Genomic DNA, 22,851 nt, shown 5'->3' with positions numbered 1-22,851 from the left:
GCATGCGCGTGGCCTCGCATTGTGACCTGACGCGGTCAGGCGACTTTCGTCGTCATGTGCTTGAACATGTTGCTGCGGGCCTCGTCGTCCATCTCCGCCTTGAAGGTGAACTTGTCCTTCAGCGCGATCGCGCGCGCCGCCGCGGGCCGCGCCGAGATCTCGTCCACCAGCCGCTTCACGTTCGGATATCGCGCGAAGGCGTCGTCGCCGAGCTTGAACGGCACCATCCGTGCCCAACCCCACAACGCCATGTCGACGATCGAATAGCCGTCGCCGACCATGTAGCGGCGGCCTTCGAGGTGACCGTCGAGAATCTTGTAGTGACGATCGGTCTCGAACTGGTAGCGGTTATGCGCGTAGTCGTGGTTCTGGTCCTTCGGCGCAAAATGCTTGAAGTGCACGGCCTGACCCGAATACGGCCCGACGCCGGTGGCGATGAACATCAGCCATGACAGCATCTCGCCGCGTACATTGGCGGCGGGCAGGAATTTACCGGACTTCTCGGCGAGATAGAGCAGGATGGCATTGGAATCGAACACGATGGTGCCGTTGTCGTCGATCGCCGGCACCTTGCCGTTCGGATTGATCTTCAGATAGTCCGGCGTGAACTGCTCGCCCTTGCGGGTGTCGATCTTCACCGGCTCGAAGGGCAGGCCGGACTCTTCGAGATAAAGCGCGACCTTGGTTGGGTTCGGCGAACCGTTGAAATAGAATTTGAGCATCGGGCATCTCCCCTGTGTTGTTGGCCGAGAGTGGAAGCAGCAACATGTCCGCAAGCGGCCTTGTCTTGCCTGAACCTTATCGGGGAGGGCAACCGGCGAGTTTGCCGGGCGGTATCTGCGCGCCACGCAGATCAGCCGGCGTAACAAAGGCCGATCGCCGCCGTAATGACCATGGCCGCGCCCACGACCTCCAGGCGCAGCCCGAGCCGGGTCGCGATATGCATGTCGGAGGCCCGCGCCGCGCGCTCCGATCCGCGCGCGTAGCCGTGAACGATGACGTCGTGATTGAAGCTGTCATGGGCCTCGTTGCTGCTGGCGAGCCCGACGCAGACCACGAGCACGCCGAACAAGGCGAGGCCGAAAAATCCCAGCAGCGCGATCAGGAACATCGGAAACATGCCGAGCAGGAAGATCGGCAGCAGCGGCACCAGCAGCAATGTCTCGGACTGTCGTCGCATGGCTCGACCGGTCAAGACGGGGCGTAGGCGGGTAATCTAGTCCCGGCGGCGGCCGTGTTCAACCAGTCTCGTCATTCCGCGCTCGCGCCAGGAGGCGCGCTCCGGGATGACGAAAGGAAGGCTAGCCCGCCGCCATTCCGGCGCGGATTTCGGCGCGGAGCTCGTCGATCAGCTTGAGACCCTTCTTGGTCTCGATGTGCCAGAAAGTCCAGCCGTTGCAGGCTTGCGCGCCTTGCGCCACCGCGCCCATGCGGTGGATGGAGCCGACCTTGTCGCCGAACATGATGGCGCCGTCGGCGCGGACCAGCGCGCCGAGCTTCTTCTTGGCGTCGAACAGCTTGGTACCGGGCATGATCATGCCACGCTCGATCAATTCCGAGAACGCAACCCGCGGCGCTTCGCGCGCCGTCATGAACGGGGCAAGGCTTGCCTCCGGCAGCGGCTCGACCGCGGCGATGCGCGCTTGTGCCGCTTTCGCATAGGTCTTGTCGCGCTCGAAGCCGATATAGGAGCGGCCGAGGCGCTTCGCGACCGCGCCGGTGGTGCCGGTGCCGTTGAAGGGATCGATCACGAGATCGCCGGGCTTGGAGGACGACAGCAGCACGCGTGCGAGCAGGCCTTCCGGCTTCTGCGTCGCGTGCACTTTCTTGCCGTCGGCGCCCTTGAGGCGCTCCTCGCCGGTGCAGAGCGGGATCAGCCAGTCGGACCGTGCCTGCACGTCCTCGTTGGCGGCCTTCAGCGCTTCGTAGTTGAAGGTGTAGCCCTTGGCCTTTTCGTCGCGCGCGGCCCAGATCATGGTCTCGTGCGCGTTGGTGAAACGGCGGCCGCGGAAATTCGGCATCGGATTGGTCTTGCGCCAGACGATGTCGTTCAGGAGCCAGAAGCCGAGGTCCTGCATGATCGCGCCGACGCGGAAGATGTTGTGATAGGAGCCGATCACCCAGATCGTCGCCGACGGCTTCATCGCGCGGCGGGCGGCGAGCAGCCAGGCGCGGGTGAAGTCGTCATAGGCGGAGAACGAATCGAACTTGTCCCAGTCGTCGTCGACCGCGTCGACATGGGATTCGTCGGGGCGCTTGAGATCGCCCTTGAGCTGGAGATTGTAGGGTGGATCGGCGAACACCAGGTCGACCGAACCAGCCTGAAGCTTCGACATCTCGGCGACGCAATCACCGAGAATGATGCGATGCGATGAAGACTCAAAATTTGTGCGGGGCGCCCTTGCAGACGCCCCGCGACGCGACTCTACCATGACTCAAGAACTCTGACTCAGGCGACGCTGTCGGCGACGCGGGACCAAACAACCGACTGACCGTTACATTGAAGCGGCAAAGTAAAAATCGACTTAACCCGGCGCTTTCGTGAATAGCTCTCACATCGCGCCTTGCACGCGGTTCGCTTCGCGCATTCGCCGTGTTTTGCAGTGTATTTCGCGTTTCTTCGCGTTGCGGCTGTGATCGGAGCGCAAAAAGACTCGAAATTCCTCTCGGAAAAAATTGCTCGATGCCCGGAAAAAATTTCTGGCATTGCCATGCTGTCGCACTAGGCAATAATTGCCGAGCGGGATATTGATTAACGCAATGGAAATTTTACGTGCATGGTGCGTTGAGCTTTGCCGCCTTTGCGCCCAATGATGCCAGCCAGGACCGAGGGAAGCCGCCATGCGCTACGATGATTTCCGCCGCAGCGACGACATCGAGGATCGTCGCGACGATGGTGGCGGCGGCGGTGGAGGAGGCGGGTTCGGCCTCCCCATGGGCGGCGGCGGGCTCGGCATCGGCACCATCATCGTGCTCGGCCTGGTCGGCTACGCCTTCGGCATCGATCCGCGCATCCTGATCGGCGGCGCCGAGATCCTCACCGGTGGCGGCCAGGCGCCGTCCTACCAGACCGATCGCCAGTCGTCGTCCAACGCCAAGCGCGGCGCGCCGACCGACGAGATGGGCAGCATGATCTCCGGCATCCTCGGCGAGATCGACGATCGCTGGAGCGAGATCTTCCAGGCCTCGGGCCAGTCCTTTACCGGTCCGAAGGTCGTGCTGTTCCGCAACGTCACCAATGGTGGGCGCTGCGGCCGGGCGGAGTCGGCGATGGGACCGTTCTATTGTCCGCCCGACAGGACCATCTTCCTCGACACCGGTTTCTTCCGCGAGGTCGAGACACGTTTTCGCGGCTGCTCCGGCAAGTCCGCCTGTAACTTCACCACCGCCTACATCATCGCCCATGAGGCCGGCCATCACATCCAGAACCTGCTCGGCATCATTCCGCGCGTGACGCGCCTGCAGCAGCAGGCCGGCAGCAAGGCGGAGTCGAATGCGCTCCAGGTCAAGGTCGAATTGCAGGCCGACTGCTTGTCCGGTGTCTGGGTCAATCGCGAGGCGAAGAAGCGGCCGAACTTCCTGGAGCCGGGCGACATCGACGCCGCACTCACCACGGCGAGCGCGATCGGCGACGACACGCTGCAGCGCCAGTCCACGGGCCGCGTCGTGCCCGATTCCTTCACCCACGGCTCGGCGGCGCAACGCAAACAGTGGTTCATGACCGGCTACCAGCAGGGCACCGTCCAGGCCTGCAACACGTTTGGGGGCGGACAGTAGGGGTTATCCGTCATCCTGAGGTGCTCGGCAATTGGCGAGCCTCGAAGGATGGCGAGCCCGTGGCCCATCCTTCGAGGCGCGCAAGAGCGCGCGCCTCAGGATGACGTCAGTGGTCTGTGAAGAAGGTGCGTTGCAATGACCTCCATCGACGAAACAAAACAGTTCGTCCCGCTCAACATCGCGGTGCTCACCGTGTCCGACACGCGCGCGCTGGCTGACGACAAGTCCGGCCAGACCCTCGCCGACCGTCTCCTTGCGGCCGGCCATCATCTCGCCGCGCGCGAGATCGTCACCGACGACGTCGAGGCGATCCGCGCCGTCATCCGCCGCTGGATTGCGGACGCAGGCGTCGACGTCGTCATCACCACCGGCGGCACCGGCTTCACCGGGCGCGACGTCACGCCGGAGGCGATCGAGCCCTTGTTCGAGAAGCGCATGGACGGTTTCTCGATCGCATTCCACATGCTGAGCCACGCCAAGATCGGCACGTCGACGATCCAGAGCCGCGCCACGGCCGGCGTCGCCGGCGCAACCTACATCTTCTGCCTCCCAGGTTCGCCCGGTGCCTGCCGCGACGGCTGGGACGGCATCCTCAAAGCCCAGCTCGACTACCGCACGCGTCCCTGCAATTTCGTGGAGATCATGCCGCGGCTGGACGAGCACCTGCGCCGGACGAAGGCCCAGGGCGCGACGGTGTGAGTGCTTGCCTCCCTTCCCCCCTTGTGGGGGAAGGTGGCGCGAAGCGCCGGATGAGGGGTTTTCTCCGCAGGCACGAACGCTCGCGGAGACATACCCCTCACCTTACTGAGCGCGCGTCCGCCAGTGCTGCTGCCCTCTCCCGCAAGGGGCGAGGGCACATTTACTTGCATCTCGCTCGTTGCGAGAGTGCTACAGATCCCGCTCCCAGGTCTCGCCGATCAGATCGACACCGAAGCTGTGGTGCTTCTCTTCCTTCACCAGCTTGAAGCCTGCACTTTGATAGATGCCACGCGCGGCGACCAGGATGCTTTGCGTCCACAGCGTCATCTTGCTGTAGCCCCTCTCGCGTGCGCCCTGGATGCATTGCTCGACCAGCGCGCGGCCGACACCGAGTCCCCGCGCTTTCTTCTCCACCTGCAACAGGCGCAGCTTGGCAATCTCATCCGTGGCCTTGACCAGGAAGATCGAGCCGACCGGCTCGCCATCCACTTCCGCAATCCAGCAGTGCTCGCGCGCGGCGTCATAGTTCTTGATGAACTGTGCGCAGATCTCGGCGACCAGGGCCTCGTAGCTCATATCCCAGTTGTAGTCGGCCGCATAGGCGGCGGCCTGCCGGGAGATGACCCACCCTATGTCGCCGACGCGATGGCTGCGCAGCATGAAAGCCGCGGGCTGGCTTCGATGCTCCAGCACAGCCTCGATGGTCGCCATAGCCTGCGTGAGCCGCGTGGCATCGCTGGCCGAAAGCTGAGCCAGCATTGCGGCGACCTCGTTTTGCGAGCCCAGGTTCAGCTTGGCAAAGCTCTGGCGCCCCTTGGCGGTGAGGCTGAGCTGGTATTGCCTGCGATCCGCGGGCAGGGGTCTGCGGGTGATCAGCCCCTTTTCGTCGAAGCTCTGCACGATGCGGCTGAGATAGCCGGGGTCGAGGCCAAGCTCGTTGCCGATCTCCTTTGCGGCAAGGTCGTCCCGTTGTGCGAGCTCGTAGAGCACGCGGGCCTCGCTGAGCGAGAACGGGCTCTTGCCAAGGTGCTGGTCGAGCACGCCAAGCTTGCGGGTATAGAAGCGGTTGAAGGCGCGAACCGCTGCGACGTGGTTCTCGGTACCGTCAAATGACATGGCTCACCTCGATACTTGCCATTGTCAAATAATTATTTGACTTTGGCAAGTATTGAAGTGCTTCAGCCGACCATGACAATCCGGCTGCGCAGCATGATCCGCGACGAGCGGCCGAGCCGCCGGAGCAACCGCGCCTCGGAGCGGCGGGCTTGGGGCGGGTAGCCGCCGATGCGGTCGTAGTGATCACGCGCGATCAAAAGTCCCTGATCGCCGAAGGGACCGACGAGCTTGCGCAGCAGGGCCCAGAGGATATCGCGGAAGCCGGCATCGGCGTAGGGTGAGCGGGCATAGCGGAAGACGGCCGCACGATCTCGGCCGCTGGTCGAGACGGACTGGATAAACTGAGCGGTTTCCTCGATCCAGCCGGTTTCCAGCACGGCGCCCGCGGGGAGGAACATCAGCCAGGACGAACGGGCCTGGAGTGCGCCGGCGGCGAGCGCGGCGCCCTGCGTGGATCCTTCGAAGCCGATGAAACGGCAGCCCGCGACGTCGGCAACGCGCTCGATGACGCCATTGCGGGTGCTATCGACGAGGAGCACTTCCCGGACGATGCCTGCGGCGGCACCGGGTACCAGCGCGGCCAGAGTTGCGACCGCGGTCTGCTCGACGCCTTCGGTCGGAATGATGACGCTCAGCATGATTGAGGCTTCAGTGTCCACACTTCGGGAGAAGCGTAGCTCATTGTCAGGGCGTCATAAAACATGTGGCGCTGCCGAGTGCAACTTTCCGGCCGTGCTTCGGTATACGATGGTAAACCGCTGCAGCCGTCGCATCCAAATTTGTCCCGTACGGGGCGGCGATATTGCCGAATGTGTCGGCGCCGCCCTTGCTTGACCGTATCAGTCCGGAGGTTGCCGCAACATTGCGCGACGCGCAGGCCGTTCGCAATCCTGCATGAAGAGGATGCGATAGCTGACTGACGAGCGCGGGAACGGGAAAAACGTGCAAGCACGCCGCTGACGAGGGCTTCGTATGAACGCTGATCAACTTGCTGTTAACACGCCGGCGACATCTCCCAGGCCGGACAGCGCGCCGATCTTGCGGATTCGGGCGGTGATGCTGGGTGAACGCATCAATCCCTCCGGCCTCGAGCTGGGTGCGACCGTCTCCTCGACCCCGGCCGCCTTCCGCGTCCATGCCGGCCTCGCGGTAATCTTCCGCTACGGCGTCGTGGTGCTGATCGGTCTCCTCCCTTCGGAGGAGAAGGTGCTGATCGACAGCCTGAAGCCCCGCGTGATCGGCGAATTCAGCCCCTACGAGGAGGAAATCGCGCAGGCGCAACTCTGCAAGGATGAAAGCGCCGAGGCGATCCTGCCGGGCGGCCCGATCTGCCTCGCCAAATTCTCCGACGACCGGCTGCTGCTGATCGCGGACGCGCTCGCCAAGAGCACTTCTCTTGCGCGCGACGAGCGGCGTGTCGCCGCGGTCTTCGACGTGATCGAGCCGTTTGCGCGCAAGCTCGCCGAGCAAGGCCGCACACCGCCCCGGCGGAAGGGCATCCTGCAATTGATCGGCAATGCGCTTCTCGTCCAGCAGCGCGTCGCCGGCCGTGTCGCTGTGGCCGAGAAGCCCGACGTGCTCTGGGAGAAACCCGAGCTCGACCGGCTCTATGCCCGCCTTGAAGACGAGTACGAACTGAAGGAGCGCCTCGACACGCTCGAACGCAAGCTCACAGCCGTGTCCGAGACCGCCAACGCGCTCACCGACATCATCGACACCCAGCGCTCGCTCCGCCTCGAGATCGCGGTGGTGGTGCTGATCGTGATCGAGGTCGCGATCGGATGTTTTCAGATCCTTGCCGGCATTCACTGAGCGCCTTGCAACAGCGCCGCGCAATTGCGCGCGATCGTCAGTTCTTCGTTGGTCGGGATGATGAAGACATCGACTGCGCTGTCGCCGCCGCTGATACGCTCGCATCCCTCATCATTCGCAGCCGCATCGATGCGCACACCGAGCCAGTCGAGACGCTCACCGATCGCGCTGCGGATTTCCCCGGCATGCTCGCCGATACCGCCGGTGAAGACCAGGCAGTCCAGCCCGGCAAGCGTTGTCGCCATCGCCGCCACCTCCTGCGCGGCGCGGAAGGTGAAGAGCTCGACCGCCTCCCGTGCCGCAGCTTCGCTGCTCGCAAGCAGCGTGCGCATGTCCGACGCGATGCAGGAGACGCCGAGCAGGCCCGATTCGTGGTAGAGCAGGTGCTGGACATCGTCGACCGACATCTTCTCGTGCTGTTGCAGATAGAGCAGCACGCCCGGGTCGATCCTGCCGCACCGCGTGCCCATCACCAGCCCGTCGAGCGGCGTCAGTCCCATCGTGGTGTCGATGCTGCGGCCGTCGCGCAAGCCGCACAGGCTCGCGCCATTGCCGAGATGCGCGATCACAGTGCGCTTCGCCACGAGCTGCGGCGCGATTCGGGCGAGCCGTCCCGCGACATATTCGAACGAGAGGCCATGAAATCCGTAGCGCCGGATGCCGCGCTCTTCATAACGTCGCGGAATGGCGAAGCGGCTGGCGGGCGGCGCAATGCCGTGGTGGAAAGCGGTGTCGAAGCAGGCGATCTGCGTCAGGTCGGGCCTGATCGCCCTGATGGCGCGGACCGGCGCCAGACACCGCGGCTGGTGCAGCGGCGCCAGCGGCGTCAACGCCTCCAGTTTTGCGGTGACATCGTCCGTCAGCTCGACCGGAGCGGAATAGTCCGGACCGCCATGGACGACGCGATGGCCGACGGCGCGCAAGCGATGGTCGCCGAAACGATCCTCGATGAAGCCGAGCACGTCGACGAACAGATGATCGCTGTCCGCATCCGATGCTTCCCTCCGTCTCTCGAACAGGTCTTCGCCCGCGGGGCTCTTCACGACGAGCCGCGGCTTCGTCTCGTGCTCGTCGAGCAGGCCCTTGCAGAGCAGGGTGGGCTCGGCCGCCGAGATCTCGAACAGGCCGAATTTGATGCTCGACGATCCCGAGTTGAGAACGAGAACGGTGTTCAACATGGCTGCTGTCAGTCGCCTGCCTCCGCCGGCGTGTTGCCGCCGGCGCTGTTCTGCCAGACCCACTCCTGGATTTCCGGCATGTCCTCGCCGTACTCGCGCACATAGCGCGAATGCTCGATCAGCTTGTCGCGGAATTGCTGCTTCACCTGCGCCGCCTTGGTCGCGAGCCCCGGCACGCGCTCGATCGCCTCGATGGCGAGGTGATAGCGGTCGAGCTCGTTGAGCACGACCATGTCGAACGGCGTCGTCGTGGTGCCTTCCTCGGCAAAGCCGCGGACGTGCATGCCGGCGTGGTTGGTGCGGTTATAGGTCAGCCGGTGGATCAGATAGGGATAGCCGTGATAGGCGAAGATCACCGGCTTGTCGCGGGTGAACAGGCCGTCGAAGTCGCGGTCGGACAAGCCGTGCGGGTGCTGCTCCCTGGGTTGCAGCGTCATGAGGTCGACGACGTTGACGACGCGGATCTTCAGCTCGGGCAGCGCCTTGCGCAGCAGGTCGACGGCGGCGAGCGTTTCCAGTGTCGGCACGTCGCCGGCGCAGGCCATCACGACATCGGGCTCGCCATTTGCGTCTTCCGTGCCGGCCCAGCTCCAGATGCCAATGCCGGCATCGCAGTGCGTGGCTGCCTCCTGCATCGACAGCCATTGCGGCGCCGGCTGCTTGCCGGCCACGATGACGTTGATGCGGTCATAGGTGCGCAGGCAGTGATCGGCGATCCACAGCAGCGTGTTGGCGTCCGGTGGGAAGTAAATGCGGACGACGTCGGCTTTCTTGTTGGCGACGAGATCGACGAATCCGGGGTCCTGATGGCTGAAGCCGTTGTGGTCCTGGCGCCAGACATGCGATGTCAGCAGATAGTTGAGCGAGGCGATCGGGCGTCGCCACGGCAGATGCCGGGTCACTTTCAGCCATTTGGCATGCTGGTTGAACATGGAATCCACGATGTGGATGAACGCCTCGTAGCAGGAGAAGAAGCCGTGCCGGCCCGTGAGCAGGTAGCCCTCCAACCAGCCCTGGCACAGATGTTCGCTCAGGACTTCCATCACGCGTCCGTCCTGGGCGAGATGCACGTCGTAAGGTTTTGTCGGCTCCATCCAGACGCGTTCGGTGGCCTCGAACACCGCATCGAGCCGGTTTGAGGCGGTTTCGTCCGGGCCCATGATGCGGAAGTTGCGGGCCTCGGCGTTGAGGCGGATGACGTCGCGCAGGAATTTGCCGAGCTCGCGGGTTGCCTCCGCCACGATGCCGCCCGGCTGAGGGACCTCGACGGCGAAGCTGCGGAAGTCCGGCAGCTTCAGCTCCTTCTTCAGAAGGCCGCCATTGGCGTGCGGATTGGCGCCCATGCGGCGATTGCCTTCGGGCGCGAGCGCCTGGAGCTCGGCAACGAGCGCGCCGTTCGAGTCGAATAGCTTTTCCGGCTCGTAGCTGCGCATCCAGTCTTCGAGAATCTTCAGATGCGCCGGGTTCTCGCGACAGTTTGCTACCGGCACCTGATGTGCACGCCAAAAACCCTCGACCTTCTTGCCGTCGACTTCCTTGGGGCCGGTCCAGCCCTTCGGGCTGCGTAGCACGATCATCGGCCAGCGCGGGCGTTCGACGCTCTCGCGGCCGTCGCGGGCGTGCTGCTGGATCGACCGGATGCTGGCGAACGCGACATCCAGCGCGTCCGCCATGGCCTGATGCATCGGCTTGGGATCGTCGCCCTCGACGAATAGCGGCTCGTGGCCGAGCCCGCGGAAGAGATCGCGGATCTCGTCGTCGCGCATCCGCCCGAGCACGGTTGGGTTGGCAATCTTGTAACCGTTGAGATGCAGGATCGGCAGCACCGCGCCGTCATGCGCAGGATTGAGGAACTTGTTGGAGTGCCAGGACGCCGCGAGCGGGCCGGTCTCGGCCTCGCCGTCTCCGACGACACAGGCGACGATCAGGTCGGGATTGTCGAATGCCGCGCCATAGGCATGCACCAGCGCGTAACCGAGCTCACCGCCTTCGTGGATCGAGCCGGGCGTTTCCGGTGCTGCGTGACTCGGGATGCCGCCGGGGAAGGAGAATTGCCTGAACAGCTTGCGCAACCCGTCGGTATCGCGCGCAATATCGGGATAGATCTCGCTGTAGCTGCCTTCGAGATAGGTGTTGGCGACCATGCCGGGGCCGCCGTGACCGGGACCGCAGACATAGATCACGCTCAGGTCCAGCGCGCCGATGACGCGGTTGAGATGGGCATAAATGAAGTTCAAACCGGGCGTCGTGCCCCAATGGCCGAGCAAACGCGGCTTGATGTGCTCGGGCCGTAACGGCTCGCGCAGCAGCGGATTGTCGAGCAGGTAAATCTGCCCGACGGAGAGATAGTTCGCGGCGCGCCAATAGCGGTCGAGCAGATCGAGGTCGCTGCTCGCTGCGGCCAATTGTTGTTGATTTGTCATGTTCCTGCCGACCTTCACCCGGGATCGTCACCAACCGAGTTCCGGCGAGATCGATCCTTCGGCTGCATCAAACGAGATCGCCGTGACGCCACTGTTGCGTGAGGTCAAAAGCGGGCGCGCGAAGTTTGGGCAGCTCTACTGTGCATGGGGTTGTTTTCACGTTTTTTGGTTTGTGTTCTTGATTTGTTCCATCGACGTGCTATCTTGGCTTCATGAGTCCAGCATCCTCTCATGCTCTCAAGCACCCGCCGGTCACGGCGCCCTCCGAGCCGGCGGGTGCGCCTTCTGACTTCCCTGAGCTGGCGGTCGCCATCGACCGCCAGCGCAGGCGAGGCCGGGGCGCGCAGTCCAACGCCAGCGGCCGCTTTGAGGCCGAGGCGCGCGTCGCATTCGACGATGGCTGGCAGAGCCTTGAAGAGCTGCCTCCGTTCAAGACCACGGTCGGGGTCGACACCTCGCGCAAGGTGATCACCCGCAACGAATCTCCCGACATCGGCTTCGACCGTTCGATCAATCCCTACCGCGGCTGCGAGCACGGCTGCGTCTATTGCTTCGCGCGGCCGACCCATGCCTATCTCGGCCTGTCGCCGGGGCTCGACTTCGAGTCGAAGCTGTTCGTGAAGCCCGAGGCGCCGGCGCTGCTCGAGAAAGAGCTTGCGGCGCCGGGCTACGAGCCGCGGATGATCGCGATCGGCACCAACACCGATCCCTATCAGCCGATCGAACGCGAGCGCAAAATCATGCGCGGCATTCTGGAGGTGCTGGAACGCGCCGGCCATCCCGTCGGGATCGTCACCAAGTCGGCACTGGTGACCCGCGACATCGACATTCTCGCGCGCATGGCCAAGCGCAACCTCGCCAAGGTCGGGATCTCCGTGACCTCGCTCGATCCCAAGCTGGCGCGCACCATGGAGCCGCGGGCGTCCACGCCGTCGAAGCGGCTGGAGGCGCTGAAGCAGCTTTCCGAGGCCGGCATTCCGACCACCGTCATGGTCGCGCCCGTGATCCCCGCGCTGAACGATTCCGAGATCGAGCGCATCCTGGATGCCGCCGCCCATGCCGGCGTCAAGGAGGCCTCCTACGTGCTGCTGCGGTTGCCGCTCGAGGTGCGCGATCTCTTCCGCGAATGGCTGATGGCGAATTATCCGGACCGCTATCGTCATGTCTTCACGCTGATCCGCGACATGCGCGGCGGCCGCGACTACGACGCGAAATGGGGCGAGCGCATGAAGGGCACCGGCCCGATGGCCTGGACCATCGGCCGCCGCTTCGAGATCGCCTGCGACAGGCTCGGGCTGAACAAGCGGCGCTCCAAGCTGACGACGGATCATTTTGCCAAGCCGAAGCGGAACGGCGATCAGCTCAGCCTGTTCTGAGGGACGAAGTGGGAGAGGCGTCGTATGAGCAAGGAACTGCCAGCTCCAATCCCGCGGCTCACCGTCATTACGCTAGGCGTGAATGACATCCGCGCCAGCATTGCCTTTTACGACGCGCTTGGTTTCTCGCGCCGGCTCAAGGCGACCGGCGAGGCCGTTGCGTTCTATGACACCGGCGGTCCGGTGCTCGCGCTGTTTCCCTGGGATCAGCTCGCGGTCGACGCCAAATTGCCGGATCATCCGAGGCCATCGACGTTTCGTGGCATGACGCTCGCGTGGAACTGCCGCGCGCCTGAGGAGGTGGACGCGGTGCTGGCCTTCGCCGTCAGCAAGGGCGCCGCGCTGCTGAAGGCCGCGCATGAGACCGACTATGGCGGTTATTCCGGCTATTTCGCCGATCCTGACGGCCATCCCTGGGAAGTCGTGGCCGCGCCCGGCATCGAAGTCGGCGAGGACCGGCGGGTGCATCTGGCGGAATAGGGCGGCTGACTTGAATAACGGGAATTGTTCGAGGTTCCCGGTTGCGCAGGCCATGCCGCTTGCGCACGATCCCGGCCATGATTCGGGATCAATCCGCCAAGAAGCCGGCCAAAGGCGCGTCCAAGAAGGTTGCGCCTGAGAACAAGAAGGCTGCGCCTAAGAACGAGAAGGTTGCGCCGAAAAAAATTGCCAAGGCGCTGGCCGGCACCAAGAGCGCCATCATCGTCGCCCCAAGCTTCCGCCGCGAGCGCGCGCTGATCAAGCGCGGCGTCTGGCCGGTGGCGGGCTGCGATGAGGCCGGCCGCGGGCCGCTGGCCGGTCCTGTGGTGGCGGCGGCGGTGATTCTCGATCCCGACCGCATCCCACGCGGCATCGACGATTCCAAGCGCCTGACCGCCGAGGAGCGCGAAAGGCTGTTCGACAAGATCTGCGCCACCGCCCAGGTCTCGGTGGCCGTCGCCTCGCGCGCCCGCATCGACCGCGACAACATCCTGCGCGCCTCGCTATGGGCGCTGAAGCGCGCCGTCGTGGCATTGCCCGAGCAGCCCCGGCACGTCTTCGTCGACGGCCGCGACCGGCTCGACACGGCATGCGATTGCGAGGCCGTGATCGGCGGTGACGGCATCGTCCTGTCGATCGCAGCGGCCTCGATCATCGCCAAGGTGACGCGGGACCGCCTGATGTGCGCGCTGGCTCAGGACTGTCCCGGCTACGGTTTCGAGCAGCATAAGGGCTACGCCGTGCCTGAGCACCTCGACGCGCTCAACCGCCTCGGCCCCACCGTCCACCACCGCAGCTTCTTTGCCCCCGTCGCCGCCGCCCGCGCCAAGCACATGCCCTGGACGGTCGAGCCGGCGCAGGATCTATTTGCGGTGACCGAGATCGAGCTGCAGGTGGACACGAGCCTGGAAGTCGACACGGCGGCAAATCTCTAGACGAGACTCGGTTGCCACGACGCGTCGCGCCCTCTATCAAAATAGTCGTGAGCGAATAGGGCCGGCTTCACGGGTTGGCTGCATCTTTCGGACGTTGCATGCGGTTTACCTCCCTGGTCATCGAGCTCATTCGCGCGCGGCCGCGGCTGATCGTCTGGATCGCCGTGCTGCTCCAGGCCGCGATGTGGCTGTTCGTGGCGCTGGTGTTTTATCGCAGCCCGCCCGGCAGCCTCGCGACGCTGCTGGCCTTCGGCCGCGAATACCAGGTCGGCACTGATTTAGGCCCGCCCTTGCCGGTCTGGCTCGCCGACATCGCCTATCGCGCTGCCGGCGGCCACGTGTTCGGCGTCTACATCCTGGCGGAGCTCTGTGGGGTCGCGACCTTCATCGCGCTCTATCATCTGTCCCGCGCGGTGGTCGGCCCCCAGCAGGCTGTGCTGGCCGTGCTGCTGACCATGACGCTGCTGGCCTTCTCCTCGCCCGTACTCGACTTCGGCCCGCTGGTGCTGGCGCGGCCGCTCTGGGCACTGCTGCTGCTGCATTCCTGGCAGATCATCGGACAGCGCCGCGGCAACGCCTGGTTTGCCTGGTCGATCGAGGCGGGCCTCCTGCTGCTGACGACGCCGGCTGCGATCTTCCTGCTGTTGCTGATTGTCGTCTTCGCACTCGCAACCGCGGACGGCCGCCGCACGCTGCGCGCATTCGACCCGCTGTTTGCGCTGGTGGTCGTCGCCGTGCTGGCATTGCCCTATGCCGTCTGGCTGATGCGCGCCGAGGTGCTCGTCCTGCCGGCCTTGCCTGCGGTCAGCGAGCTCAATGCCCGCGCGCTGCACGCGGCCTGGCTGCTCGGGGGGCTCCTGCTCGGCGCGGCGGCGATCCCGGCGCTGACCGTGCTCAACACCGGCCTGTTCGTTCCCAAGAGCGAGGAGGCGCCGATCATCTACCGCCCGCCGGTCGAGCCGCTTGCGCGCAATTTCGTCTATTTCTTCGCGCTGGCGCCGGCGCTCGGCGCGGTGCTGATCTCCGGCCTGCTGGGCCTCGACGCGGTCGTCGGCGGCGCCGGCGTCGTGCTAGTGTTGTCGGGGCTTGCCGTGGTCGTGGGGGCCGGCGATCTCATCGCGATGCGCCGCGCGAGGATGCTGCGGATGGTCTGGGCGGCCGCCGTCATCGCGCCCGCAATCGGCGTCGTGCTCGCCGTCCTGCTCCTGCCGTGGACCGGTGCCAACGAGATCGCGACCTCGATGCCGGCGCGCGCGATTTCGGACTTCTTCGACGAGAGCTTTGCTCGCCGCACCAATCATCGTCTGCGCGCGGTCGCCGGCGAGACCCAGCTTGCCAGCCTGATCACGCTGCATTCCGGCCGGCCCCATCTCTTCATCGATGCCCAGCCTTCACGCACGCCGTGGATCAATCAGGCCAAATTCAGCGAGACCGGCGGCGTCGTGGTCTGGCGCGCCTCCGATACCGCCGGCACCCCGCCGCCGGACATCCTCGCGCGCTTTCCCGGCATCGTCCCGGAAGTCCCGCGCGCCTTCGAATGGCTGGTGACCGGACGCCAGCAACTGCTGCGCATCGGCTGGGCCATCGTGCGGCCGAAGGGGACGTAGTCGCTCGCTCTTCGTCGTCATTGCGAGGAGCCCTTGCGACCAAGCAATCCAGTATCCCTCTGCGGAAAGATTCTGGATTTGCTTCGCTGCGCTCGCAATGACGGGGAGAGGTCGTACGCCTCCTCACGCGCCCGCCAGCACCTTCGCGATCGCGCGGAGATCCTGCCAGGCGAGCCGCTTGTACGACGGCGAGCGCAACAGATAGGCGGGATGGAAGGTCGGCAGCGCGCGGATGGTGCGCGCGCCCGTCTCGTAGTCGAACCAGCGGCCGCGGGTGCGCATGATGCCTTCGCGGGTCGACAGCAGCGTCTGCGTCGAGGGATTGCCGAGCGTCACCAGCACATCCGGATTCACCAGCTCGATCTGGCGCTGGATGAACGGCAGGCAGATTTGCGTCTCCTGCGGCGTCGGCGTGCGGTTGCCGGGCGGCCGCCAGGGAATCACGTTGGCGATGTAGGCCGTGGTGCGGTTGAGGCCTATGGCTCCGATCATCAAATCGAGCAGCTTGCCGCTGCGCCCGACGAAGGGCAGCCCCTCGATGTCCTCGTCGCGGCCCGGTGCCTCGCCGACGAACATGATGCGCGCCTGCGGATTACCGTCGGCGAAAACCAGCCGTGTCGCGGTGTGCTTCAGCGCGCAGCCGTCGAAGCTCTGCATCAACTCGCGCAGCGCCTCCAAGGTCGGCGCGGTGCGTGCGGCCTCGCGCGCCGACGCGATCGCGATGTCGGGCGCGGGGGCCGCCTCGCCGCGCAACACTGCCGGTGCGGCGGCCGGCCGTGGGGCTTCGACCGGAGGTGGCGCGCGCGGGGCCGGAGGTGGAACATCCAATTCCGCCAGGCGGTCGATCGGTTCCTCCGCGAGCGTGCAATCGACTCCGGCCTCCAAATAGAAGGCGAGAAGCTCTCGGACCGTGGGTGCGGGTTCTGGGATCATTGGAAAGTCTGACTATTAGTCCAGTTTGGGGCGCCTTGCACCCCGGCGAAACGCATTTCCGAGGTTGTCCTACCCGGAAAAATCGGAAACAAGAGGGCGCAATCGACCAAGGACCGTCTCAAGGGCTGAGATCAGATGAGCACCGAAGAACTTCCCCCGCGCGAATCCATGGAATTCGACGTCGTCATCGTCGGCGCCGGCCCCTCGGGTCTGGCTGCAGCGATCCGGCTGAAGCAGATCAATGCCGATCTCAACGTCGTCGTGGTGGAGAAGGGCTCCGAGGTCGGTGCGCATATTCTCTCCGGCGCCGTGATCGATCCGGCCGGGCTCGACAAGCTGATCCCGGACTGGCGCGAGGATTCCGATTGCCCTCTGAAGACCCAGGTGAAGGACGACCGCTTCTACTGGATGACGGGCGGTGGCGCGATCAGGCTGCCTAACTTCATCATGCCGCCGCTGATGGACAACCATCACTGCTATATCGGCTCGCTGGGGAATGTCTGCCGCTGGCTGGCGCGCAAGGCAGAGGCCCTCGGCGTCGAGATCTATCCGGGCTTTGCCGCCGCCGAAGTGCTCTATGACGAGCAGGGCGCGGTGAAGGGCATCGCCACCGGCGACATGGGCATCGGCCGGGACGGTAAGCCGAAGGACTCCTTTACCCGTGGCATGGAATTGCTCGGCAAGTACACGCTGTTCGCGGAAGGCGCGCGCGGCAGCCTGACTAAACAGCTCATCGCGAAGTTCGCGCTGGATACCAAGAGCGAGCCGGCGAAGTTCGGCATCGGGCTCAAGGAAGTCTGGCAGATCGATCCCGCCAAGCACCAGAAGGGCATGATCCAGCATTCGTTCGGCTGGCCGCTCGATCTGAAGACCGGCGGTGGCTCGTTCCTCTATCACTACGACGACAACCTCGTTGCCGTCGGCTTCGTCGTGCATCTCAACTACGATGACCCGTATCTGTCACCGTTCGACGAGTTCCAGCGTTTCAAGACGCATCCCTCGATTCGCAGCACCTTCGAAGGCGCCAAGCGGCTCGCCTATGGCGCGCGCGCCATCACCGAGGGCGGCTATCAGTCGGTCCCGAAACTCAGCTTCCCCGGCGGCGCCCTGATCGGCTGCGCGGCCGGCTTCGTCAACGTTCCCCGCATCAAGGGCGTGCACAACGCGATGGGCACGGGCATGCTCGCCGCCGAGCACGTTGCGTCCGCCATTGCCGCCGATCGCGCCAATGACGAGATCGTCGACTACGAGAACGCCTGGCGCTCCTCCTCGGTCGGCAAGGATTTGTTCCTGGTCCGCAACGTCAAGCCGTTGTGGTCGAAGTTCGGCACGGTGCTCGGCGTTGCGCTCGGCGGCTTCGACATGTGGTGCAACACGCTGTTCGGCGGTTCGCTGTTCGGCACCCAGTCGCACGCGAAGCCCGATCGTGCGACGCTCGATCCGGCCAAGACCCACGCGCCGAGAACCTACCCGAAGCCGGACGGCAAGATTTCCTTCGACAAGCTCTCGTCGGTGTTCCTGTCCAATACCAATCATGAGGAAGACCAGCCGGTCCATCTCAAGGTTACGGACATGAACCTCCAGAAGACCTCCGAGCATGACGTGTTTGCAGGTCCGTCGAATCGCTATTGCCCGGCCGGCGTCTATGAGTGGATAGAGGAAGGTTCGGGTCCGCGCTTCCAGATCAACGCTCAGAACTGCGTCCACTGCAAAACCTGCGACGTGAAAGACCCCAACGGCAACATCACCTGGGTTCCCCCGGAGGGCGGCGGCGGTCCGAACTACGAGGCGATGTAGGCGGGGTCAGCAAGCCACGATCCAGGTGACCAAGGCCCAAGGGCGACCAATATTGCGTGACCTTGGCCCTGCGACGCACGTTCGCGTGAGAACCCGGCCGCGGTCGCGGTCCGTGGTCACGATAAGGCCATACTGGCGGCGTCTTGGGGCGCTCTTGACCGGTCACTTGGTCGATTTGGGGCGTGCGGAGGGGATCGTCCGGCCCGAATCCTTGCGGTGAAGCGCCAAAAGCGGCATTGTCGGCCCGACGGTTCCGGGTCCCCATGCCACCGGCCGCGTTCGCATGCGATACGGCCTTCTTCAGACCCAGGCACTACCAACTCAAGGCGAGCCCTGATGTTTTCAAATCGTTTCAACCGCTGGACTGTTGCCGCCATCGCCCTCATGGGCACAGCGATCGCGACGGTCCCCGGCAGGGTCCTGGCGCAGACGCCGGATCATCCGTCCGACACGGCGGCGCAGTTTCCGACCCGAAACGATCTGAAGGCGCTGACCACTTCCGGCAGCTATCTCGCCGCCCGCCACGCCAGCGTCGAGCGCGATGCGGCCTCCGCCGCCGCGTTCTATCGCTCGGCCCTGCGCACCGATCCCAAGAACAACGAGCTGCTCGACCGCGCCTTCATCTCCTCGGTTGCCGACGGCGACATCGATGAGGCCGTCAAGCTCGCCGAGCGCATCCTGACCATCGACAAGACCAACCGCGTTGCGCGCCTCGTCGTCGGCGTGCACGATCTCAAGTTCAAGAAGTACGCGACCGCGCAGACCAACATCAACCAGTCGATCCGCGGTCCGATCACCGATCTCGTCGCCACTCTGCTGTCGGGCTGGGCCGCCTATGGTGCGGGCGATGCCAAGGGCGGTGTCGCCACGATCGACAAGCTGGCTGGTCCGGAATGGTATCCGCTGTTCAAGGATCTCCATGCCGGCATGATCCTCGAGCTCGCTGGCAAGGAGAAAGACGCCGGCGCCCGGTTCGAGCGCGCCTACAAGCTCGACGATTCCATGCTGCGCGTCACCGAGGCCTATGCGCGCTGGCTGTCGCGCAACAAGGACTCGGCCGCCGCGACCACGGTCTACCAGGCTTTCGACAAGAAGCTCGCCCGCCATCCGCTGATCGTGGAAGGGTTGCGCGACACCAAGGCCGGCAAGAAGATGCCGCCGCTGGTCGATAGCGCGCAAGCCGGCGCCGCAGAAGCGCTCTACGGCATCGGCGCCACACTGACCCGCCGCGGCGGCGAGGATCTGGCGCTGGTCTATCTCCAGCTCTCGCTCTACCTTCAGCCCACCCATCCCCTGGCGCTGCTCTCGCTCGCCGATCTCTATGAATCGGTGAAGCGGCCGCAGATGGCGATCAAGGTCTATGAGCGGGTGCCGGCGTCCTCGCCGCTCAAGCGCAACGCCCAGATCCAGCTCGCCATCGATCTGGATTCCGCCGACCGCACCGACGAGGCGATCAAGATCCTCAAGGGCGTCACCACTGAGGATTCCAAGGATCTCGAAGCCATCATGGCGCTCGGCAACATCGAGCGCGGCCGCAAGAAGTTCGGCGAATGCGGCGCGACCTATTCGCAAGGGGTCGACGTGCTGCCGGCCGGCAACGACAAGGCCAACAGCGTCTGGTATTATTATCGCGGCATCTGCGAGGAGCGCTCCAAGCAGTGGGGCAAGGCGGAAGCCGACATGAAGAAGGCGCTCGAGCTGCAGCCCGACCAGCCGCACGTCCTCAACTATCTCGGCTATTCCTGGATCGACCAGGGCATCAATCTCGACGAAGGCATGAAGATGATCAAGCGGGCGGTCGAGCAGCGCCCGGATGACGGCTACATCGTCGATTCCCTCGGCTGGGCCTATTACCGCATTGGCAATTACGAGGACGCGGTGAAGAACCTCGAGCGCGCCATTGACCTCAAGCCCGAGGATCCCACCATCAACGATCACCTTGGCGACGCCTATTGGCGCGTCGGCCGTACGCTGGAAGCCAAGTTCCAGTGGGCGCACGCCCGCGATCTCAAGCCCGAAGCGGATGAACTTCCGAAGATCGAGGCCAAGATTGCAAACGGTATGACCGACGACAATTCGAACTCCTCGGCTGCGCAGGCGGAGAAGGAGAAGAAGAAGGACGACGGCAAGGGCGGCTGAGTGAGTTGAAGTTGGGGGCGTGTCGTCTATGCCGGCGTTGATTGAAGAAGGGCGCGCGAAGGTCAATCTGAGCCTTCGCGTGGTCGGTCGTCGTGCAGACGGCTATCATGATCTCGAAAGCGTGGTCGCCTTTGCCGACTGCGCCGACCGGCTCACGCTGGAGGCCGGCGGCGAACTGAAGCTCACCACGACGGGGCCGCTCGCGGCGGCCTGCGGCGATATGGCCGACAACCTCGTGTTCAAGGCGGCCAAGCTCCTGGCCGAAGCCGTCCCGAACCTGAAGCTGGGCGCCTTCGCGCTCGACAAGGTGCTCCCGGTCGCCGCCGGCATCGGCGGCGGCTCGGCCGACGCCGCTGCGGCGCTGCGGTTGCTGGCGCGGCTCAACGATCTGTCGCTCGACGACGCCCGCCTCCAGAAGGTTGCGCTTGCGACCGGTGCCGACGTGCCGGTGTGTCTGTTCTCGCGTGCCTGTGACATGACCGGTGTCGGCGAGCAGCTGCTGCCGCTCGCGTTGCCGAGCATGCCCTGCGTGATGGTCAATCCGCGCGTGCCGGTCGCGACCAAGGATGTGTTTCAGGCGCTGGGCCTGCGCAACGGCGAACTCCTGGTCGGCGCCACGTCCGTCTTCGACGGACCGGCCTGGCCGGGCGAGGGCGCCTCCATTGCCGATTGGGTCGATACGCTCGAGACCGTCGCCAACGATCTCGAAGCGCCTGCGATGCGCATCGAGCCTGTCATCGGCGACGTGCTGGAAGCCTTGCGTGGCTCCGCCGGCGTCAAGCTCGCCCGCATGTCCGGCTCGGGTGCGACGTGCTTTGCGATCTATGGCGCATTTGCCGAGGCGCATGCCGCCGCCGAGAAGATCCGCAGGGATCATTCCGGTTGGTGGGTGCACGCGGGGACGCTGAGCTAGGTATTTCGCCGACGACGGTGCCGGTAGCCCCGGATGGAGCGAAGCGCAATCCGGGATGGTTCGGCTGCGGCGGTCCCGGATTGCGCTACGCTCCATCCGGGCTACGGCAGTTGAGCTAGCCGCCGCTTTCCTCCGCCAGTCCGAGAAACCGCCGGATTTCGCCCAACACCTCCTGCGGCTTGTCATGTTGCAGCCAGTGTCCGGCGCCGGCGATGGTCTCGACGCGCGCCTGCGGAAAGTAGCGCTCCAGGCCCGCGGCCCTCGCGCCAGCCAGAAAGCTTTCGCCGGCATTCAGGAGCAGCGTCGGACAGGTGATGCGCGACCACAGCGCGATGTGATCGTCCGGCCAGAGCCGGTGCGGCGCAGAGGCGCGCTGGTAGGGATCGAACTTCCAGCTATAGGTGCCGTCCTCGTTCTGCCGCGCGCCGTAGGTGGCGAGATGCAGCGCGAGGTCGCGGGACAGCCGCTTGTTGTGAAGGACCATCTGCGCCGCAGCGTCTTCGAGGGTCGAATAGCGGCGCGGTGCGCGGTCGTGCAGCTTGTCGAGCTGACCGACCCATTTGCCGATGCGCTCATGCACCGGCGGTTTTGGTGTATCCGGCAGCATCGTCACGCCGTCGAGCACGACCAGCTTCGCGACCTGTTCGGGGAATGCCCCCGTAAAGATCAGGCTGACCATGCCGCCCATGGAATGGCCGACGAGAGTGACTTGAGGCGCTGCGACGGCACGGACGAGCTGGGCGAGGTCGTACACATACTCCGTCAGTGCGTAGCTGCCGCCTTTGGTCCAATCGGAATCGCCGTGACCGCGCAGGTCGGGTGCGACCACGTGAAAATGTGGCTGTAGCGACCGGGCGATGACGTCCCAGCTCCGACAGTGATCGCGGCCGCCGTGAACCAGGACCGCTACGGGCGCGGCGTCGTTGCCCCAGTCGGCATAGTGCAGCCGCAGGCCGTGAGACTCGTAGATGCGGCTTTGCGGGGCGAGCATGGTGGCGCTATCCATTCGCGGGCCGCCGCGCCAGTGCGAGCGACAGGCCGAGCCCTGCGATGAAGACGCCGGAGCCCTGGGTGAGACGTCGCATCAAATGCGGCCTTCCGATCAACTGCGTGCGTGTCGCGGAGGCCATCAGCACCACAACGATATCGGCGAGCGTGTTCAGCGTCACCGAAATTGCACCCAGCATGATGAATTGCAGCGTCGGGTTCGATCCCGCCGGGTCGAGGAACTGCGGAATGAAGGCGAGGAAGAATGCGGCGGTCTTCGGGTTCAGCGCCTCGACCAGCACGCCGTCGCGAAAGGCTTGCTTGTCGCCGACTGGCTCGCTGTCGAATGACAGCGCACCGGCGTTGCGAAAAGTCCTGATGCCGAGCCAGACCAGATAGAGTGCGCCGACAAATTTCACGGCGGCAAACAGCTCGGCGCTGGCAAGGATGATCGCAGAGATGCCGAGGCTGCCTGCGACCACATGAACCAGCCCGCCGAGCGCGGTGCCCGCGGTGGATGCAAAACCGCTGCCGCGCCCTTCCGATAGGGTCCGTGCCGCGACGTAGAAAATGCCGGGGCCGGGAACGGCGGCGATGAGACAAGCGGCGGCCAGGAACAGCCAGAAATTCGTGTTGATCATCCTGTTTTGGTAGCGCAGCTTGCCGCGATTGCAAGCCC

The 22,851-nt window shown here is 64.9% G+C and carries 20 protein-coding genes; 10 read left to right on the top strand and 10 right to left on the bottom strand.

The annotated features are described in order from the left end of the window. Positions 1-35: 35 nt before the first annotated feature. From ACVIN2_RS10660 to ACVIN2_RS10650, 3 genes are all read right to left on the bottom strand, one after another. Positions 36-722 (bottom strand): glutathione S-transferase family protein, encoded by a 687-nt coding sequence (locus ACVIN2_RS10660; RefSeq protein ID WP_456765585.1) that lies wholly within the window; start codon positions 720-722, stop codon positions 36-38. A 131-nt stretch (positions 723-853) separates the two neighbouring features. Further along, positions 854-1,180: a hypothetical protein gene (locus ACVIN2_RS10655; protein WP_456765584.1), complete on the bottom strand. Its 327-nt coding sequence runs from the start codon at positions 1,178-1,180 to the stop codon at positions 854-856. Positions 1,181-1,301: 121 nt separating this feature from the next. Further along, positions 1,302-2,432 carry a DNA methyltransferase gene (locus ACVIN2_RS10650; RefSeq protein WP_456765583.1) on the bottom strand — a complete coding sequence of 377 codons (1,131 nt, stop codon included), beginning with the start codon at positions 2,430-2,432 and terminating at the stop codon, positions 1,302-1,304. Positions 2,433-2,841: 409 nt separating this feature from the next. On the opposite strand from ACVIN2_RS10650, the gene ypfJ reads away from it, so the two are divergent. Together ypfJ and moaB are read left to right on the top strand one after the other, a co-directional pair. Then, positions 2,842-3,777: a KPN_02809 family neutral zinc metallopeptidase gene (ypfJ, locus tag ACVIN2_RS10645; protein WP_027516429.1), complete on the top strand. Its 936-nt coding sequence runs from the start codon at positions 2,842-2,844 to the stop codon at positions 3,775-3,777. 135 nt (positions 3,778-3,912) lie between these two features. Further along, on the top strand, positions 3,913-4,476 hold the full coding sequence (gene moaB, locus ACVIN2_RS10640; RefSeq protein ID WP_456765582.1) for a molybdenum cofactor biosynthesis protein B: 564 nt from the start codon (positions 3,913-3,915) through the stop codon (positions 4,474-4,476). A gap of 189 nt (positions 4,477-4,665) precedes the next feature. Here moaB and ACVIN2_RS10635 read toward each other — a convergent pair whose 3' ends face one another. After that, positions 4,666-5,592, bottom strand: a complete 927-nt coding sequence (locus ACVIN2_RS10635) for a bifunctional helix-turn-helix transcriptional regulator/GNAT family N-acetyltransferase (RefSeq protein ID WP_456765581.1) — start codon at positions 5,590-5,592, stop codon at positions 4,666-4,668. A gap of 62 nt (positions 5,593-5,654) precedes the next feature. After that, positions 5,655-6,230, bottom strand: coding sequence for a glycosyl transferase (locus ACVIN2_RS10630; protein WP_456765580.1), 576 nt, complete (start codon positions 6,228-6,230; stop codon positions 5,655-5,657). Between the two features lie 334 nt (positions 6,231-6,564). Here ACVIN2_RS10630 and ACVIN2_RS10625 point away from each other — a divergent pair, with 334 nt between their 5' ends. Beyond that, positions 6,565-7,404, top strand: coding sequence for an RMD1 family protein (locus ACVIN2_RS10625; RefSeq protein ID WP_456765579.1), 840 nt, complete (start codon positions 6,565-6,567; stop codon positions 7,402-7,404). Here ACVIN2_RS10625 and ACVIN2_RS10620 read toward each other — a convergent pair. Together ACVIN2_RS10620 and ACVIN2_RS10615 are read right to left on the bottom strand one after the other, a co-directional pair. After that, a complete protein-coding gene (locus ACVIN2_RS10620; RefSeq protein ID WP_456765578.1) occupies positions 7,398-8,582 on the bottom strand; it encodes an acetate/propionate family kinase in 1,185 nt (394 codons plus the stop codon). The two genes, ACVIN2_RS10625 and ACVIN2_RS10620, sit on opposite strands and share 7 nt — an antisense overlap. An 8-nt stretch (positions 8,583-8,590) precedes the next feature. After that, the gene (locus ACVIN2_RS10615) at positions 8,591-11,005 is read right to left on the bottom strand and encodes a phosphoketolase family protein (protein WP_456765577.1); all 2,415 of its coding nucleotides are present in this window, start codon (positions 11,003-11,005) and stop codon (positions 8,591-8,593) included. Positions 11,006-11,217: 212 nt separating this feature from the next. Between ACVIN2_RS10615 and ACVIN2_RS10610 the strand changes: the two genes are divergently transcribed. From ACVIN2_RS10610 to ACVIN2_RS10595, 4 genes are all read left to right on the top strand, one after another. Beyond that, entirely contained in the window at positions 11,218-12,381 is a 1,164-nt protein-coding gene (locus ACVIN2_RS10610) for a PA0069 family radical SAM protein (protein ID WP_456765576.1), read from the top strand. 24 nt (positions 12,382-12,405) lie between these two features. Continuing rightward, complete coding sequence (locus ACVIN2_RS10605; RefSeq protein WP_456765575.1) at positions 12,406-12,861, top strand: VOC family protein; 456 nt, start codon at positions 12,406-12,408, stop codon at positions 12,859-12,861. A 77-nt stretch (positions 12,862-12,938) separates the two neighbouring features. Continuing rightward, entirely contained in the window at positions 12,939-13,796 is an 858-nt protein-coding gene (locus ACVIN2_RS10600; protein WP_456765574.1) for a ribonuclease HII, read from the top strand. 98 nt (positions 13,797-13,894) lie between these two features. Then, positions 13,895-15,403: a glycosyltransferase family 39 protein gene (locus tag ACVIN2_RS10595; protein WP_456765573.1), complete on the top strand. Its 1,509-nt coding sequence runs from the start codon at positions 13,895-13,897 to the stop codon at positions 15,401-15,403. Positions 15,404-15,526: 123 nt separating this feature from the next. Here the strand turns inward: ACVIN2_RS10595 and ACVIN2_RS10590 are convergent, their stop codons facing one another. Continuing rightward, complete coding sequence (locus ACVIN2_RS10590; protein WP_456765572.1) at positions 15,527-16,336, bottom strand: uracil-DNA glycosylase; 810 nt, start codon at positions 16,334-16,336, stop codon at positions 15,527-15,529. A 135-nt stretch (positions 16,337-16,471) separates the two neighbouring features. Between ACVIN2_RS10590 and ACVIN2_RS10585 the strand changes: the two genes are divergently transcribed. From ACVIN2_RS10585 to ACVIN2_RS10575, 3 genes are all read left to right on the top strand, one after another. Beyond that, on the top strand, positions 16,472-18,133 hold the full coding sequence (locus tag ACVIN2_RS10585; protein ID WP_456765571.1) for an electron transfer flavoprotein-ubiquinone oxidoreductase: 1,662 nt from the start codon (positions 16,472-16,474) through the stop codon (positions 18,131-18,133). A 336-nt stretch (positions 18,134-18,469) separates the two neighbouring features. Next, the gene (locus ACVIN2_RS10580) at positions 18,470-20,272 is read left to right on the top strand and encodes a tetratricopeptide repeat protein (protein WP_007594974.1); all 1,803 of its coding nucleotides are present in this window, start codon (positions 18,470-18,472) and stop codon (positions 20,270-20,272) included. A 28-nt stretch (positions 20,273-20,300) separates the two neighbouring features. Further along, positions 20,301-21,185 carry a 4-(cytidine 5'-diphospho)-2-C-methyl-D-erythritol kinase gene (locus ACVIN2_RS10575; protein ID WP_456765570.1) on the top strand — a complete coding sequence of 295 codons (885 nt, stop codon included), beginning with the start codon at positions 20,301-20,303 and terminating at the stop codon, positions 21,183-21,185. A 115-nt stretch (positions 21,186-21,300) separates the two neighbouring features. Here the strand turns inward: ACVIN2_RS10575 and ACVIN2_RS10570 are convergent, their stop codons facing one another. Both ACVIN2_RS10570 and ACVIN2_RS10565 read right to left on the bottom strand, forming a co-directional pair. Next, entirely contained in the window at positions 21,301-22,176 is an 876-nt protein-coding gene (locus tag ACVIN2_RS10570; protein ID WP_456769690.1) for an alpha/beta fold hydrolase, read from the bottom strand. A 7-nt stretch (positions 22,177-22,183) separates the two neighbouring features. Next, entirely contained in the window at positions 22,184-22,813 is a 630-nt protein-coding gene (locus tag ACVIN2_RS10565) for a LysE family translocator (protein WP_456765569.1), read from the bottom strand. Positions 22,814-22,851: the final 38 nt, after the last annotated feature.

The organism is Bradyrhizobium sp. USDA 3650 (assembly GCF_054057395.1).
Note: the sequence above shows the minus strand (reverse complement) of the source record. Positions and strands in the feature narration are given on the sequence as shown.